Genomic DNA, 15,523 nt, shown 5'->3' with positions numbered 1-15,523 from the left:
CTAGCCGTGTCGAGCTTATTTAAAATAGCTGTTTTAAATAACATTAGGCATATTTGATGATAGCAAGTTTTCTCAAAGTGAATTGGGTTCGAGCAAACCTGTCTAAAGGAAGTAAGCGCGATTATGTCTAGTGCCCCCTCACCAATACCAACCTCCAGCCATTATTATGAAGACAACTCTATCACCGAAGGGTTGGTCCTGCCTCTTGTTGGTCATTGTTTTCACTGTGGCGACCCAGTACCGCAGCCGCCGTTTTATGCCGATATATTGGGTAAATCCCGTGAGATGTGCTGCATGGGTTGTCAGTTGGCATCGCAAAGTATCGTCGAGGCAGGGCTTGAGCAATATTATCTTGATCGTTCGGAAATCAACCGTACGGCAAGTTTGCCTACCCAGCTGACGCGCCTCGAAGCCTATGATCATGATGAGATAAAGTTACAGTTCGTTTATGCTCAAGATGGTCTGTCGGTGGCGGAATTGTCCGTTAATAACTTACGCTGTGCTGCCTGTACGTGGCTCATCGAATCGCGTCTTTATGAGATTGATGGCATCAGTAAGTGTCAGGTCAATTTGACCAATCAGCGTATGCGCGTCATTTGGGACGAGAGTAAGCTGCCTATCAGCCGTATTCTAGCCGTTATCAATGAAATTGGCTACGAAGCCAAGCCTTACCGTCAAGACACCCATGAAGCAATGCTGGCTAAGCACAATAACAAGATGCTGCTACGTCTAGGAATTGCTGCTCTGGGCGCGATGCAAGCGATGATGTATGCGGTCGCACTATATTTTGGTGAATATAGCGGGATGTTGATATTGCAGCGCGATTTTTTGCGTTGGGTGTCGTTATTCGTCAGTATTCCCGTGTTCTTTTATGCGGGCATACCGTTCTTTACGTCTGCATGGTCGGCAGTTCGCGCGCGCCAAGTCAATATGGATGTACCGGTCAGTATCGCCTTGATTGTTACATTTTTCGCCAGTTTGTACGCCACCATTACTGGAAACGGTCAGACCTATTATGATTCGGTCAGCATGTTTATTTTCTTCTTATTGGCAGGGCGTTATATCGAGCATAATGCCCGTCTAAAAGCGGCGACGATGGCCAATGACTTAGTAGTGGTGGAGCCAGTTTTAGTACAAAAAATTGCTGAAAACAAAGGAGACGCTGCGCTCATTTTGCAGCAGTTACAACAAAATGTTTCGAATAAAACAGATACGAGTGCTATTAATCAGGCAGTTCATGAGACAGGTGCTGATAGTGCAATAAGTGCCGCAGTCAGCGCTCCAACAAAGTATACACCCAATTTTATGCAGAGTATGGATGCCAATGTTCATCAAATAACCAATCGTATAGCTCAAGACTGGCAACAAACCAGCCGTCAACCAGACCTATTAAAGCCAGATTTGTTAAAGCCAGTGTATGGTGCAGAACAAAAACAGATGGTGACCGCTCAAAGCTTGCAAGTGGGTGACATCATCATGGTTGAGGCTGGCTCTGAGATTATCAGCGATGGTATTTTGCTTAGTCCAACTGCGACCGTCTCCCAAAGTCTGCTGACGGGTGAGGGTGATTTAATCATCAAGTCTCAAGGCGACTATATCGTCGGCGGCGCACAAAACGACAGTCAGCCGTTTGAGATGCTGGTCACGGCACTGCCAGAAGACAGTCAGATTGGATTAATTGATCGGCTGATGAACCGTGCCATGAGTGAAAAGCCCAAACTGGCACAGCAAGCGGACAAGCTGGCTCGTTGGTTTGTGGCGCGGATTTTAGTATTGTCAGCATTGGTATTTATCGGCTGGTATTTTGTCGATCCAAGCCAAGCTATTTGGGCAACGGTTGCAGTCTTAGTGGCGACTTGTCCTTGCGCGCTGTCACTAGCCACACCGATTGCTTTGACTGTCTCTACCAATCGATTGGCCAGCTATGGCTTTTTGACCACGCGTGGTCATACGCTGCAAACCTTAGCAGAGATTACGCATGTGGCTTTTGATAAAACAGGGACATTGACTTATGGCAAGCCAAACTTACTGAACATTGAGCTAATAAAATCGTTCAGCCAAGATGAAAACGATGACTCAAGCGCGTTGCCTTTGCAAAAAGACCGTTTCTTAGCCATTGCTGCGGCCTTAGAAGTAGGCAGTCGTCACCCGATTGCTCATGCGCTACTGACCGCCGCTTATCAATTACATCTGCCGCCCACTCAAGCCTTGCTGCATTATCCAGCAGGCGGGGTAGAAGCCATGATTGATGGCGTTCTATATCGTATTGGTCATGTAGACTTTGCTTTGGATAAAGGTGCTACTGGTGCAAAGGCAGACAATGATTTAACGATCGATTTACTGAGCCAGCGTGCCAGCTCAGCGGTTGTGTTGTCTTGTCAAACAAGCTCCTCAAGTGGATGGCAAGCGCTGGCGTGTTTTTACTTTAGCGATAAAGTGCGTGATAACGCCCGCTCAATGCTGGATACGCTCAAAGGCTTAGGTATTGAGTCTGTGATGCTGACGGGCGACCCCAGTCCGCAGGCGCTGGTCATGGCGGAGACTTTGGGCATGCAGGCGGCATATAATGGTCTGTCACCAACGGATAAGGTCAATCATATCCAGCAGCTGCAAGCACAAGGGTCAGTCGTGCTGATGGTTGGTGACGGTATTAATGATGCGCCCGTGTTGGCAGCAGCAGATGTGTCGACTTCGATTGCTGGCGCGGCAGATTTGGCGCAGGTGTCAAGCGATAGCATCATCCTTAATGGACAGATTGAAGCCATCACGGCCGCCAAGCGTATCGCGGATAAAACGGAACGCATTATCAAACAAAACTTCCGCTGGGCACTGGCTTATAACAGTATCGTATTATTACCTGCCGCGTTTGGTTATGTCCCACCTTGGCTTGCCGCCATTGGGATGTCGCTGAGCTCATTATTTGTGGTATTAAATGCATTGCGTCTAAAACGTGCTTAGTTTCTTATACGTGGTATTTATCTGCATATAATACCTACTTTGGTTCAAATATAAAAAAACCGCCTTTAGCAAAAGACGGTTTTTATTTTAGGTATCATTATTATTAGCCAGTTATAGATTAGTCTTGTAGGTAGCTAAGCAGACGCATAAATTCGATATACATCCATACTAGCGTCGCAAGAATACCGATACTAAATAACCATTCGTAGTCTTCAGAAATACCAGCTGCTACGCCGCGATCAATGTTATCAAAATCAAGTAATAGCGTAAAAGAAGCGATAACAATCACAAATAAACTGAAGCCAATAGCGATAACGCCACCTTCAAATAAGAAAGGTAAGCTCGAACCGAACGCTAAAGAAAGAACCCATTGCGCAACATAAACGAGCATGATGGCAATAAGCGCTGAGGTGACGATAGAGCGGAATTTCTGCGTCACCTTAACGAGACCAGAGCGATATAGCCCTAGCATAACCGCTGCCGTCACAAAGGTTGCGCACATCGCCGTGACTGGTACGCTTGGGTACATTCTCATAAAGAATAGCGAGATGCCGCCTAAGAAGATACCTTCTAAGAGCGCATAAGGGACCGCGAAAGTTTTGGCTTTTTGTGGCTTAAAAGTGATAAAGATCGCGAGACCAAAAGCGGCAAACATACTACCAAAGGCCGCCATGGTAATAAAACTTTGTGATAGACCTGCCATCAGCGCATAAAAGAAAAAGCCGACACCAGTGATAGCAGATAAACCAAGCAACAAGCTGGTCTTTTGGATGACACCTTTGACGGTCATCGGCTGACCGCCGATCGCAAGCTCTGCGCGACTGACAATAGGATTGGCCATACATATGTCCTTAATTAAAAATGATATAAATTACTGCTACTTTAGCAAAAGCTTGGTTATTGTCAACTGTGTTTGCGTGACGGCTGTCAAGGATTGACGCAGCCATCATCTGACTTATTATTTGGACTAGCTAGGGATGCTCAGTAGCGCGGTAAGCAGGCCATAAATGGGCGTGCAATGGTTGTTATATGGGGTTGATTACGACAGTTAACAACGATAATTGATAAAACATGCTAGTTTAAGCGCTCATTTATCGCTATCATTGCCCTGTATTTTACCGTTATTCCGAGTCGTTTTATGGAAAACTCCGCGCAGTCCGAAAGATTGCCACACTTACATGCATCAGAGCTGTTCCACGCCATCAAAAATCCAGCGTTTCGGCGTATTGGATTAATGGGGCGCGCAGGCAAGCGCAGCGTCACCCAAAGTCTGGTGCAGATTGCCCAAACTATCAATGAGATGAATCTCACCCTGATAATGGACATGCAAACTGCCCATCTACCAACCTTGGATCTTACTGAGATCGAAAAAGTCAAAATCGTTAAGCGTAGCTTGATAGGTGAGATTTGTGATTTGGTTATCGTCGTCGGTGGTGATGGCTCTATATTGCATGCTGCTGAAGCACTGGCTCGATATCGCGTGCCAGTCTTGGGTGTCAACCGTGGTCGCCTTGGTTTTTTAGCTGATGTCAAACCTGATGAAGCTGCTTTTAAATTGCGTCAAGTATTGATGGGCGATTATCAGTTGGATCATCGGTTTCTCTTGACGATGGAAATACGAGAAGGGCGAAATATTATCCATGAAGATATGGCGCTCAATGACATCGTATTGCATGCTGGTAAGTCAGTACATATGATTGATTTTCAGATGAAAATTGATGGTCACGATGTCTATAGACAGCACAGCGATGGCTTGATTGTGGCGACGCCTACTGGTTCCACAGCCTATGCACTATCTGGTGGTGGCCCTATTATCCATCCGAGTATGGATGCAATATGTCTGGTGCCCATGCATCCGCATACCTTGTCCAGTCGTCCGATTGTAGTCAGTGGCAATAGCGAAGTTTGTATTCGCATCCATGAGGACAATCGCACGCAGCCGATGGTTAGTGCAGATGGCAAGCCCAGCATACCGCTCGACCAAGAGCAGCGGCTTTATATTCGTAAGCACCCTGATAAGCTAACGCTGCTACATCCTCCAGGATTTGATTTTTATGAGGCTTGCCGTACCAAACTACACTGGAACGTCCATGCCGAAGAATTCAGTCTTGATATTGATGATGATATTATGGATGATGAATAAAAGCAGTTGTCGTATAAAAAATAGTCGTGGAGAGTGAGATGGATAAGCAAACAATATTAGCAACGCTAACACCAGACGTGGTCGATAAATTCCGTATGGCCATTGAGCTTGGCAAATGGCCAGATGGCCGTAAATTAACCCCTGAGCAGCGCGACACTTGTATGCAAGCGGTAATGGTTTGGGAGCATGAGCATCTACCTGCGGCCGAGCGTACCGGTTATATTCATAAACCTGTAAAGGACGATGGCTCAATCGTCGGTGCTGAATGTGATGTCGAGCACGAACATCATTATCCCAATATGCCCAATCCTAAGGGCGCTATCCAGCCAGTTAAGTTTCGTGATAAATAAGCAGAATGGTCGTGAATTAGAGTAGCCGTAGTTAACTACAATAAAAGCAGCTATAGTCAAAATACCCTAAAAACGCGACGGTATTGCTGATATCACTTTTTTGTCGCCTCTGTCTGCACAGGCATAGCAAGCAAGAAAATGGATATCAGCAGTGCGTCATGTATCGACAGTGCTTTTCACTGACCATATTAAAGATAAGATTGAAAGGCTCAATAAAAAAGCCACGCTATATTATATAGCGTGGCTTTTTTTTGTGCTTAAAAATGATTAAAGCGCAGTCGTATCAACACTTGGACGGACCGTCAATGGATTCTTTTGCATCAAAAACCCTTGCCAACCCCAATGCAAAAAATTGCGGATATTGGCATGATCAGTGCCTTTAGGCGTCTCTAGCACTTTGGTATAATGCTCACCAAATAGTTTTAGCGTGTCTAATTGATTGAGACCATGGTGTTTGGCAAAACCAAAAATTTTCGCACTGCCTTCGTTTTCGCCAGCGGCATTGTGCTGCATGCCATTAACGAAAGGGGCGGGCGCATAACGATAAAAATCATCAATAAAACTGATGACATCATTGAATCCAATGGCTTTTTTATTCAAACCATTAAGTAGAGCCGATACATCTGATTGGCGAATACTCATAAATAAATGACCTCAGAGCAGATTAAAAAGCAAAGTACGGTGCTTGGTGTGTGCTCAATGATTATTAGTGGTTAGGTGTTAAGACTCAGCTTAGCGATTAAAATAGTCTTCATCATCAAAGGAAGGCGCAAAACTGCCTTGCTCAAGATGCTGCATTTGTGATTGTACCGAACGCTCATGCTGTATGCGTTGGTAAATCTCTTCGCGGTGTACGGCAATGTCTTTTGGCGCATTAACACCGATACGCACTTGATTGCCTTTAACGCCTAGGACAGTCACACTGACCTCGTCACCAATCATTAACGTTTCGCCCACGCGGCGTGTCAAAATTAACATGCGTCACACTCCTTATGTCGCATCAACAGATTATTACTCATCAGATTACTTCTCAATTACAGGACATTACCGCCGCACTAAACACACCTTGTATTTAGCTTACAAGCTACTATGTCTAACGTTAGGCGAATAGCGGTAATGATAGGTAGATTCATTTAGCCCAAATGAAAGCCCCATTATAGGGGGCATAACAGATACTGTCACGGGTTTTCACAAAACTATTAGGTATATACCAATCAGAACAATAATAAAAATAAAAATAGGATCTAAAAAGACCCTATTTGGATAAACACATTATTGAAAGTAATTGATGCTGATGTAATCGATAACTGTTAATGCTATGTCTATATTTTTAATGGTTTTAATATAAATTATAGCCCAGCGATTTTGCTGTCGCCATCTTCACGATCAAGACCAAATGCCGTGTGCAGTGATTTAACTGCTTTTTCTAGATACTGCTCTTGGATAAGCACAGATACTTTGATTTCACTGGTCGATATCATTTGAATATTGATGTTGTTTTCTGCGAGGGTTTGGAACATGAGGCTAGCAACCCCAGCATGCGAGCGCATACCAACACCAACCAAAGAAACTTTGACGACTTCGCTGTTACCCAAGATTTCTTTGGCACCAATCTCGTCTTTGACTTCATCGTTTAACACTTTCATGGTTTTGTCCATGTCAGTACGATTGACCGTAAAGGTAAAGTCAGTGGTGCCATTGGTTGATAGGTTTTGCACGATCATGTCAATTTCGATATTGGCGCGACCAATAGGGCTCAAGATAGCAGAGGCGATGCCAGGGTGATCGGGCACACCGCGCACGACTATTTTTGCTTCGTCTCGATTAAAAGCGATACCTGAGATGATTGCCTGTTCCATATTGTCTCCTTCGTCTATCGTAATTAGGGTGCCGACATTGTTCTTAAAGTCGTCGTCAAAGCTACCATCGGTATTTTCATCAAAGCTAGAGAGGACGCGTAGCGGTACGCCATATTTACCCGCAAATTCTACTGAGCGAATTTGTAAGATTTTTGAGCCTAGGCTCGCCATCTCCAGCATTTCTTCAAAAGTAATTTTTTCAAGCTTTTTGGCTTTTGAGGTGACGCGTGGATCAGTGGTATAGACACCATCGACGTCGGTATAGATTTGGCATTCATCTGCGCCCAAGGCTGCGGCAATCGCAACACCTGTCGTATCAGAGCCGCCGCGACCTAACGTCGTTGCATTACCATCCTCATCGATACCTTGAAAACCAGCCACAATCACGATATTACCAGCATCTAATTGCTCACGAATGTTTTTATCATCGATGCTTTCGATACGGGCTTTATTATATGAGCTATCAGTTTTAATAGCGACCTGACGACCAGTGAATGAACGAGCACCAATACCAAGATCTTTGATGGCCATTGCAAGTAACGAGATAGAGACCTGCTCACCCGTTGAGACCATTTGATCGTATTCGCGAGGATCAGGCTGGGTGCTAATTTGGCGTGCCAGATCAATCAAACGGTTGGTTTCGCCGCTCATGGCAGAGACAACGACCACCACTTGATGACCATTATCATGCCAGCGCTTAACTCGTTTGGCGACGTTTTTGATGCGGTCGATACTGCCCATCGAGGTGCCGCCGTATTTCTGTACTATTAACGCCATAAAAATCTACCTATTATTCATTAATGGCCTTTTATTATCATCGATAAGCAGCAATGTATCTGTCAATCAATGCTTGCGTAGATAAAGCCGTATTATAAGAGTTGCGCCCTATGCCTTTTGTTTATCCAATGGTGCCTGCGTTAAACTGAATGAGCGATATGAATGGAATTAAGGATATGCCCAAACGTCGACCTTTATACCATACTCGGCTTGTAAGGTTAAGTGTCAGTACGGATTAGATATATGGCGATTGGTTATAAAGCGTATAACCAATCGTATCATTCCTGCTGCTCGCCCATACTAATGGCGTTTAACGCACTGAATGGCAGTCAGCTAAATGGCTTATTCACCAAGCTGGGTAGTTATCCAAGCGGGTAGCGCGTCAATGACTGCTTTACTGTTGCCAGACTTCGGTGCGCCGCCTTGGGCGTAATCGGGCTTGCCGCCGCCTTTACCGCCAAGCTCACTTGCCAAATGACGAATGATATCACCGGCTTTTACTTTAGCAGTGACAGACTTTGCGACACTTGCGGCTAAGGCTAGCTGATCGTCTTTATCACCAACCAATACAATCACGCTATCAGGCAGTTTGGATTTGATATCATCCATCAGCGTACGGATTGATTTGCCATCCACACCGCCTAAGGTACTGATAAGAACTGGCGTACCGGCGATAGTCTGCACATCATCAAGCAAGTTAGCGGCTTGCGCACTGGCCATTTTCTGTTCTAAACGCTCTAACTGCTTCTCTAGGTCGCGCTGCTTATCCGCCATAGTACGGACACGCTGTGCCACTTCAGGGCGTTTTACTTTTAGCTGACTGGCAAGCTCGCTGAGTTGTTGCTCACTTTGCTGAATGTTTTTTATGGCATTCATACCTGTGACGGCTTCAATACGGCGGATACCTGCGGCAATACCTGATTCGCTAGTAATTTTAAAGACACCAATGTCGCCCGTACGCTGCACGTGAAGACCACCACACAGCTCAATAGAGAAGGGCTGACGCTGACCATCGACAATGCTGTCGGTGCCCATAGTAAGCACGCGAACGTCATTGCCATACTTCTCACCAAACAGTGCCATGGCACCTTGCTTCATCGCTTCATCGATAGACATATGCTCGATACGGGCTGGGGTATTGGCTTGGATTTGCTCATTAACGAGACGTTCTACACGTGTAATCTCGGCAGCAGTGAAGGGCTTATCATAGGAGAAGTCAAAACGTAGCACGTCGCTTGAGACCAGCGAGCCTTTTTGTGTGACTTCATCACCCAATACCTCTCTTAATGCGGCATGCAATAAGTGAGTGGCCGAATGGTTTTTGGCACTAGCAGCACGGATACTAGATAAAACTTGGGCGTCAGCTGTTTGCTTAGTGCTGATATCACCCATGGTCACGACGCCATGATGAATAATGGCTTGCCCGGATTTTTTGGTATCTTGCACTTCAAAGACGCCGGATGCGCTACGAATTTCACCCAACTCACCGACTTGACCACCACCTTCAGCATAAAACGGCGTACGGTCAAGGACGATAACGCCTTCCATACCTTCGCTTAAGCTATCGACAGGATTGCCATCTTGATAAAGGGCATTAACAGTCACGCCATTTTCTTCAAGTTGCTCATAGCCGATGAATGTCGTTGGGTTGTCTACTTGAATGACACTGCTATAATCAACATCGAATTTGCCAGCATCACGGGCGCGTTCACGTTGTGCTTGCATGTGCTCATCAAACTCCGCTTCGTCGATTACAATACCGCGTTCACGAGTGATATCGGCGGTCAAATCAAGCGGAAAGCCATAAGTATCATAAAGTTTGAAGGCGGCTTCGCCAGAGAGGGTATCGCCGTCTTGTAAGCCTTCAAGTTCGCTGGCAAGCAAGCGTAAACCCTGTGCCAATGTCTTGGCAAACTGCGCTTCTTCTTTTTGAATGGCGTTTTCGATGACGCTTTGTTTGTCTTTTAGCTCTGGGTAGGCAGTGCCCATTTCAGCGACCAGTGGCGCGACCATCTTATAAAAGAAATCACTATCAGCGCCCAACTTATTACCATGACGTACGGCACGGCGAATGACGCGGCGCAGCACATAGCCACGACCCTCATTACTTGGCGTGACACCATCAGCAATCAAAAATGAAACAGCGCGAATATGATCAGCGATGACTTTTAGCGACGACTGCTGCTGATTTTCAATGTCTAAAATCTCAGCAGCGGCATCCATTAAGTGCACAAATAAATCGATTTCGTAGTTGCCATGCACACCTTGCATGATAGCGCTGATACGCTCAAGCCCCATGCCAGTATCGACACTAGGAGCAGGTAATGGCAACATGGTGCCGTCTTTTTGACGGTTAAACTGCATAAAGACACAGTTCCAAATCTCGATATAGCGGTCGCCATCTTCTTCGGGTGTACCCGGCAAACCGCCTTCAATGTCTGCGCCATGGTCATAAAACACTTCGGTACAAGGGCCACAAGGGCCAGTATCGCCCATCGTCCAAAAGTTATCTGATGCGTAAGGCGCGCCTTTATTATCACCAATACGGATAATACGCTCGCTAGGAATACCGATGTCTTTATGCCAAATATCAAAGGCTTCGTCGTCAGTCTCATAAATGGTCACATATAGACGATCTTTATTGATAGCCAACCATTCATCGGATGTCAAAAATTCCCAAATGTACTCGATACCCGCTTGCTTAAAATAATCGCCAAAGGAGAAGTTGCCCAGCATCTCAAAGAAGGTGTGATGACGCGCCGTATAGCCAACATTGTCCAAATCATTATGCTTGCCGCCCGCTCTTACGCATTTTTGCGAGGTTACTGCACGGGTATAATCACGCGGCTCCATGCCCAAAAACGTTTCTTTAAACTGATTCATACCGGCATTGGTAAATAGCAATGTCGGGTCATTGTGCGGAATTAGGCTAGATGAAGAAACAGGGGTATGCTGCTTGCTTATAAAAAAATCGATAAAAGCTTGACGAATATCGGCTGAGCGAAATGGCTGGCTCACAGCGGCTCCTTACTGACGGATAGAATTGAATAGATAAAGTAAAATAATTTTGCAAGCGATTTTAGCACAAACGCCCAAGCTCTTGATACAAGAGTTACAACTGCTAGGTTATTCTGCGTCTCTAAATAGTCGATGGTTTTGGTAGCGCATAAAAGCTAATTGGTCAAAATCGCCGCATCGGTCTTGTCGAGTTTGTCTTGTATCAATGGATTGGACTCAATGACTTGTACTGGCAAGTAGCGCAGCTGTAGCTTAATGGGTAAATACTCAGGGAAATTCTCTGCCATATCTTGGGTAATGACAGTTTCGATTTGTCGTACATCGTATGAGGTAGGCGTCGTCTCTCCGCGAATGACCGCACGTACGACTTTATTTTCTTTCGAGGTATCAAACTGAGTATTGGTCAGTACGTTACCCTTATCAATAAAGTAGCTGTTGATGGCTTCTTTGACGCTGCTTTCAAAGACTTGCTGCTTGGCGTTGGTTTGTAGATTAATAGTTAAATAAGTGCCCAACCCTGCTAACAACAATAGGGTCACTGCATTACGTTGCAAAAAAGTCAGGTAGGTGTTTGATTTGTAGTCGTCCTTGACCAAACGACGAAAGCCTAAAAGCCATAATACAAGCGCATTGGTAAATTGGATGGCAATAATGTTGGTAACAGCTAACAGTAAGGCGCCAAAGCCTAGCTGAATCTCGCCATTGGCAAATAAAATACCACTGGCAGCCAGTGGCGGCACCAAAGCGGTTGCTACTGCTACGCCGACCACTGCCACTGATAGGTGCGGTGATACCATCGCATAAGCACCAGCAGTACCACCTGCTAAGGCAATCATCAAATCCATCGAGGTCGGCTGAGTGCGCGATAGTATCTCTGTCGTTAATGGCTGATCTTTGTGCAGCCAACCGACGACGAAGCCGACCAGTACGACCAATGATACGCCGACGATAACCGTAATCAGTGATTTACGTAGCAATGGCATACGATGATCAATAATCGCTAATGCTATGCCAGTAATGGGACCTAACATCATGGCAACCAACATGGCGCCAATGACCACGGCAGCTGAATTGGTTACCAACCCATAACTGGCGATGATGGCAGAAAGTATATTCATAATGAAATACATTTTGCTAGGCAGAGCGTTGGCCTCGATTCTGACTCGTACTTCTGGATAGTCTACCTTTTGGTTGCTGAATTGCTCAGCAACAAACTGCTTATAAGACTCCAGTTTGGCTTCTTTTTGTTCTTTGACTTCGTCCTCTTTCTCTTCCTCTTTGTCGTTATTCTCTGCCTCGTCGTTAGGCATTTTTTCTAGTGCATCATCTTTGCTTGACTCATTTTTAGATTCATTTTCAGTAGCAGTCAACGCTTTGGCATTGGGCTGCGTTTTTCCTTTGGAGGCTGGCGTGACTAGTGTTTCAGGTTCTACTGTATTTTCTGCACTTGTACCTTGTATGGACATACTTTCGTCTGTTTTGGGATCCGTCGCATCCGCCGTGGATTCATGGTCAATTGTTTTGCTAGCGTCGGTTAGCACCCTAGAATCGTCAGTAGCTTCTGCTTCAACGGTGGCTTCATCAACTAGGGTTTCCTGACTATCTTCAGTACCTTGCTTTTCTACATCATCAGCATTTGACGCGCCAACTTCTGTTTTTTCCATGTCGGCAGATGCTTGGGTTTCTGGCTCCGATGTTTCAACACTCGCCACTACCACATCGGGTCCAAGCGACTCCATCTTTACTTTAGCTTCAGGATGTTGAGCACCTAGATCATTTTCCTCAATGCCGTCTTGCTCAATGTCATTTTGCTCAATGTCGCTTTCAGTATTGCTTGGATTTTCATTGTTTAAGGTTTCATTATCCAAGGTTTTATGAGTCTGGATTTTATCATTTGGACACGACATTTCATCGACATTAGCTTCATCAGTTGCATTATTATTAGCAATAGACTCTGACACCTGCTGAGCATCAATCTGGTCTAAGGCATCTTTTGTCGTTGCTGACTCAACAGCTGACTGTTTATTAGATAAGGTCATAGTGAAAAACTTTCTTAGCGAATGACAGAAAGTCGCTATTGTAATGATAAATGTAGAAAACCGTAGGAGTTTTTTGCGACTAGGCAGGCGAGAAGTAAGCGGATGGGAAATCAACTAATACTGATAAAAGCATCATACTTTACGATTTTTTACGATAAATAATATTGCAGATAATTCCCTTATTATAACAAGGCTTTTATGCTGAGTCACCCGTTATAACTGGCTTAAAGGTTTGGATTAAATACTTACTTTCCTTGTGGATTTAGTGTATAAAGGGAGTATACCCACAACAAAAATGAGGAATAAATTATGAACTGGCCATTATTTTCTGTCATCTACTCCATAGCAGCAACCGTCACCATTGGCGTATTCATGATTGGCGCCTTGGTTACAGGGTTTAATCAGATTCCACATATCCAAATGGCAGTAGCCGCAGGTATCTTGATCTCTATTCCTGCAGGATTGTACTTTACCAAAAAAGTAGGCAGCATCACTGGTAATGAGGAAGGCTATAAAGTATAAGTCATAGGGCAGTGGGCAATTTTTACTTTACGGGTTATATTTTAAATTGATGTTCTAAGCGAGTGCTTTACATCGTTATTTTATACCGTTACTTTACATTGGCACGTTAAATACGGAAAGCTTACTTTGTAGAGTAAGCGTGGATGTATCATAAGAAAAGCGCCAATAAGACGCTGCTTTAGGAAGCTGTTTTGCTGCTCTCTGATAGTAAGTATCTAAAAATTGAGTGAAACTCAGTCATAAAAAAAGACCCTCTTAACAGGGTCTTTTTTTCATTAAGCATTTTGTTAAACTAAACTATTTTAGGACAACGGTTGCGCCATTCTCAATGTTGGCATACACCTCTAGTACATCCCAGTTAGTCAAACGTACACAACCTGCTGATGCTTGACGGCTGATACCTTCAGGTTTTGGCGAGCCATGCAAACCATAAGACGGTTTAGACAAGCCCATCCATACAACACCGACAGGGTTGTTCGGTCCTGGTGGCAGCATATGAACCTTTTTCTGAGCACCGTCACCGACAGTCGCTTTATACCAAGGCATTTTTACCTTGTTGATAATTTTGAAAGTACCCTGTGGAGACGGTGTGGCATCGCTACCAATAGTCGTTGGGTAGGTGGCGACCAATTTGTCATCATTGTAGGCGTACAATGTTTTGTCTGCTTTATTGGCGACAACGCGGTTGATGCGCTGATTCAGCGGTCCACGGGTGTTAAGGACTGTAATGGTTTCACCAGCTTGGTAAGCTTTATTTTTATTTAGCTTATCTAAGTAGCGTACGTCCATGTGGAAGCGTTCGCCCAGCATCTCTTTGATATCTTGATAATACAAACCTTTCATTTTCGACTTCGCTTCTGAGCCAGCAGGGGTAGGCGCGAAGTTGGTTTTGAGATCATCTTCAGTCAGTGTGTAAGTCACTAACACGGGCTTATTGGCAGGAATGTTTTTGATTAAGGCATTCCATGTTTTTTGATCCATTTTGCCGGTTGCTGGCAAACCTTTCATGGTTTGAAAGTTGATCAAGGCTTTTTTACTGTTCATACCCCAGCCGCCATCGATAGGACCCGGTGAAGCATGGTTCCAATCGAGTAATGCCTGCATTTTAATAGTCATCGCTGAGTTGACCTTCATGCTTGGTGACCAGACGGCATCATTGACTTGTTTGGCATAGTTGGACAAGTTTAGCGTGGTGTATCTTTTACCATCTTTGTCTTCGATGTTTTTGATGGTAGGGTCATCGCTAAAATCTTGACGCTTTTCGCTTTCAGGTAACTCAAAAGACAAAGGGTCAGAGGAGTCAATAGATGAGACATCGCTAGGGGCGGCAACGGCTTGACCTTCACTAATATCATCAGTGCTGTCAGATTGCTCATCTTTACGAGTCAGCTCTTCTGCGCTCATATTATCAGCAGTGCTCGATTGAGCGGCTGCCATCGGCTTTTGGCCTTGCTTTGAATCAATCAATTGCGTCATGCGGTCAGCTGGCTTAGCAGTAGTGGCGGGGGCGCGACCATCGACTGAGCGGCTACGATTCTCTTGCACATCAAGGCTCACTTTCTTAGCGAGGCTAGGCATGGAGTCGGATGTGCGTACTGGCAATGAGCGAGTATTATCAGCGGTGGCGGCAAGCGCACTCACGCTGGCACTAACGACTACGATAGATATGGCGGTAATAAGAGGCTTTATTTTCATCATATTTAAGTTACTTGTGGTTGATACTAATGCGGCTATTATGCGCATAATTGAGACGCTTCGCAAACTTTTGACACATATTTTTATACCTATATAGTACTAAACGTCAACTGCTGACGTATTCACTACAGTTGGGCAATAATTTAGCCATGGTGTGTATGG

10 protein-coding genes and 1 pseudogene are annotated in these 15,523 nt (G+C 44.9%); 4 read left to right on the top strand and 7 right to left on the bottom strand.

Annotated features, from left to right (window positions below):
- The first annotated feature begins 123 nt into the window (after window positions 1–123).
- Complete coding sequence (locus HQR03_RS01565; protein WP_173238910.1) at window positions 124–2,958, top strand: heavy metal translocating P-type ATPase; 2,835 nt, start codon at window positions 124–126, stop codon at window positions 2,956–2,958.
- Window positions 2,959–3,076: 118 nt separating this feature from the next.
- On the opposite strand, the gene HQR03_RS01560 is transcribed toward HQR03_RS01565, so the two are convergent.
- Window positions 3,077–3,799, bottom strand: a complete 723-nt coding sequence (locus HQR03_RS01560) for a Bax inhibitor-1/YccA family protein (RefSeq protein ID WP_173238909.1) — start codon at window positions 3,797–3,799, stop codon at window positions 3,077–3,079.
- 297 nt (window positions 3,800–4,096) lie between these two features.
- Between HQR03_RS01560 and HQR03_RS01555 the strand changes: the two genes are divergently transcribed.
- Both HQR03_RS01555 and HQR03_RS01550 read left to right on the top strand, forming a co-directional pair.
- On the top strand, window positions 4,097–5,101 hold the full coding sequence (locus HQR03_RS01555; RefSeq protein ID WP_173238908.1) for an NAD(+) kinase: 1,005 nt from the start codon (window positions 4,097–4,099) through the stop codon (window positions 5,099–5,101).
- Window positions 5,102–5,139: 38 nt separating this feature from the next.
- Entirely contained in the window at window positions 5,140–5,451 is a 312-nt protein-coding gene (locus HQR03_RS01550) for a YeaC family protein (RefSeq protein ID WP_025653035.1), read from the top strand.
- A 267-nt stretch (window positions 5,452–5,718) separates the two neighbouring features.
- Here the strand turns inward: HQR03_RS01550 and HQR03_RS01545 are convergent, their stop codons facing one another.
- The 5 genes and pseudogenes from HQR03_RS01545 to HQR03_RS01525 all read right to left on the bottom strand — a co-directional run bounded on the left by HQR03_RS01545 (window position 5,719) and on the right by HQR03_RS01525 (window position 13,144).
- The gene (locus HQR03_RS01545; protein ID WP_037026278.1) at window positions 5,719–6,093 is read right to left on the bottom strand and encodes a HopJ type III effector protein; all 375 of its coding nucleotides are present in this window, start codon (window positions 6,091–6,093) and stop codon (window positions 5,719–5,721) included.
- A 168-nt stretch (window positions 6,094–6,261) separates the two neighbouring features.
- A pseudogene (gene csrA / locus HQR03_RS01540) lies at window positions 6,262–6,429 on the bottom strand (carbon storage regulator CsrA); the annotation flags it as partial.
- 371 nt (window positions 6,430–6,800) lie between these two features.
- Complete coding sequence (locus HQR03_RS01535) at window positions 6,801–8,087, bottom strand: aspartate kinase (RefSeq protein WP_101211731.1); 1,287 nt, start codon at window positions 8,085–8,087, stop codon at window positions 6,801–6,803.
- Between the two features lie 342 nt (window positions 8,088–8,429).
- Window positions 8,430–11,105 carry an alanine--tRNA ligase gene (gene alaS / locus HQR03_RS01530; protein WP_173238907.1) on the bottom strand — a complete coding sequence of 892 codons (2,676 nt, stop codon included), beginning with the start codon at window positions 11,103–11,105 and terminating at the stop codon, window positions 8,430–8,432.
- Between the two features lie 155 nt (window positions 11,106–11,260).
- Window positions 11,261–13,144, bottom strand: coding sequence for a DUF389 domain-containing protein (locus HQR03_RS01525; protein ID WP_173238906.1), 1,884 nt, complete (start codon window positions 13,142–13,144; stop codon window positions 11,261–11,263).
- A 309-nt stretch (window positions 13,145–13,453) separates the two neighbouring features.
- On the opposite strand from HQR03_RS01525, the gene HQR03_RS01520 reads away from it, so the two are divergent.
- Window positions 13,454–13,666: a hypothetical protein gene (locus HQR03_RS01520; protein ID WP_025653040.1), complete on the top strand. Its 213-nt coding sequence runs from the start codon at window positions 13,454–13,456 to the stop codon at window positions 13,664–13,666.
- A gap of 297 nt (window positions 13,667–13,963) precedes the next feature.
- Here the strand turns inward: HQR03_RS01520 and HQR03_RS01515 are convergent, their stop codons facing one another.
- The gene (locus HQR03_RS01515; RefSeq protein ID WP_037026291.1) at window positions 13,964–15,364 is read right to left on the bottom strand and encodes a L,D-transpeptidase family protein; all 1,401 of its coding nucleotides are present in this window, start codon (window positions 15,362–15,364) and stop codon (window positions 13,964–13,966) included.
- Window positions 15,365–15,523: the final 159 nt, after the last annotated feature.

Source organism: Psychrobacter okhotskensis (assembly GCF_013248965.1).
GTDB classification, from domain to species: Bacteria; Pseudomonadota; Gammaproteobacteria; order Pseudomonadales; family Moraxellaceae; genus Psychrobacter; species Psychrobacter okhotskensis.
Note: the sequence above shows the minus strand (reverse complement) of the source record. Positions and strands in the feature narration are given on the sequence as shown.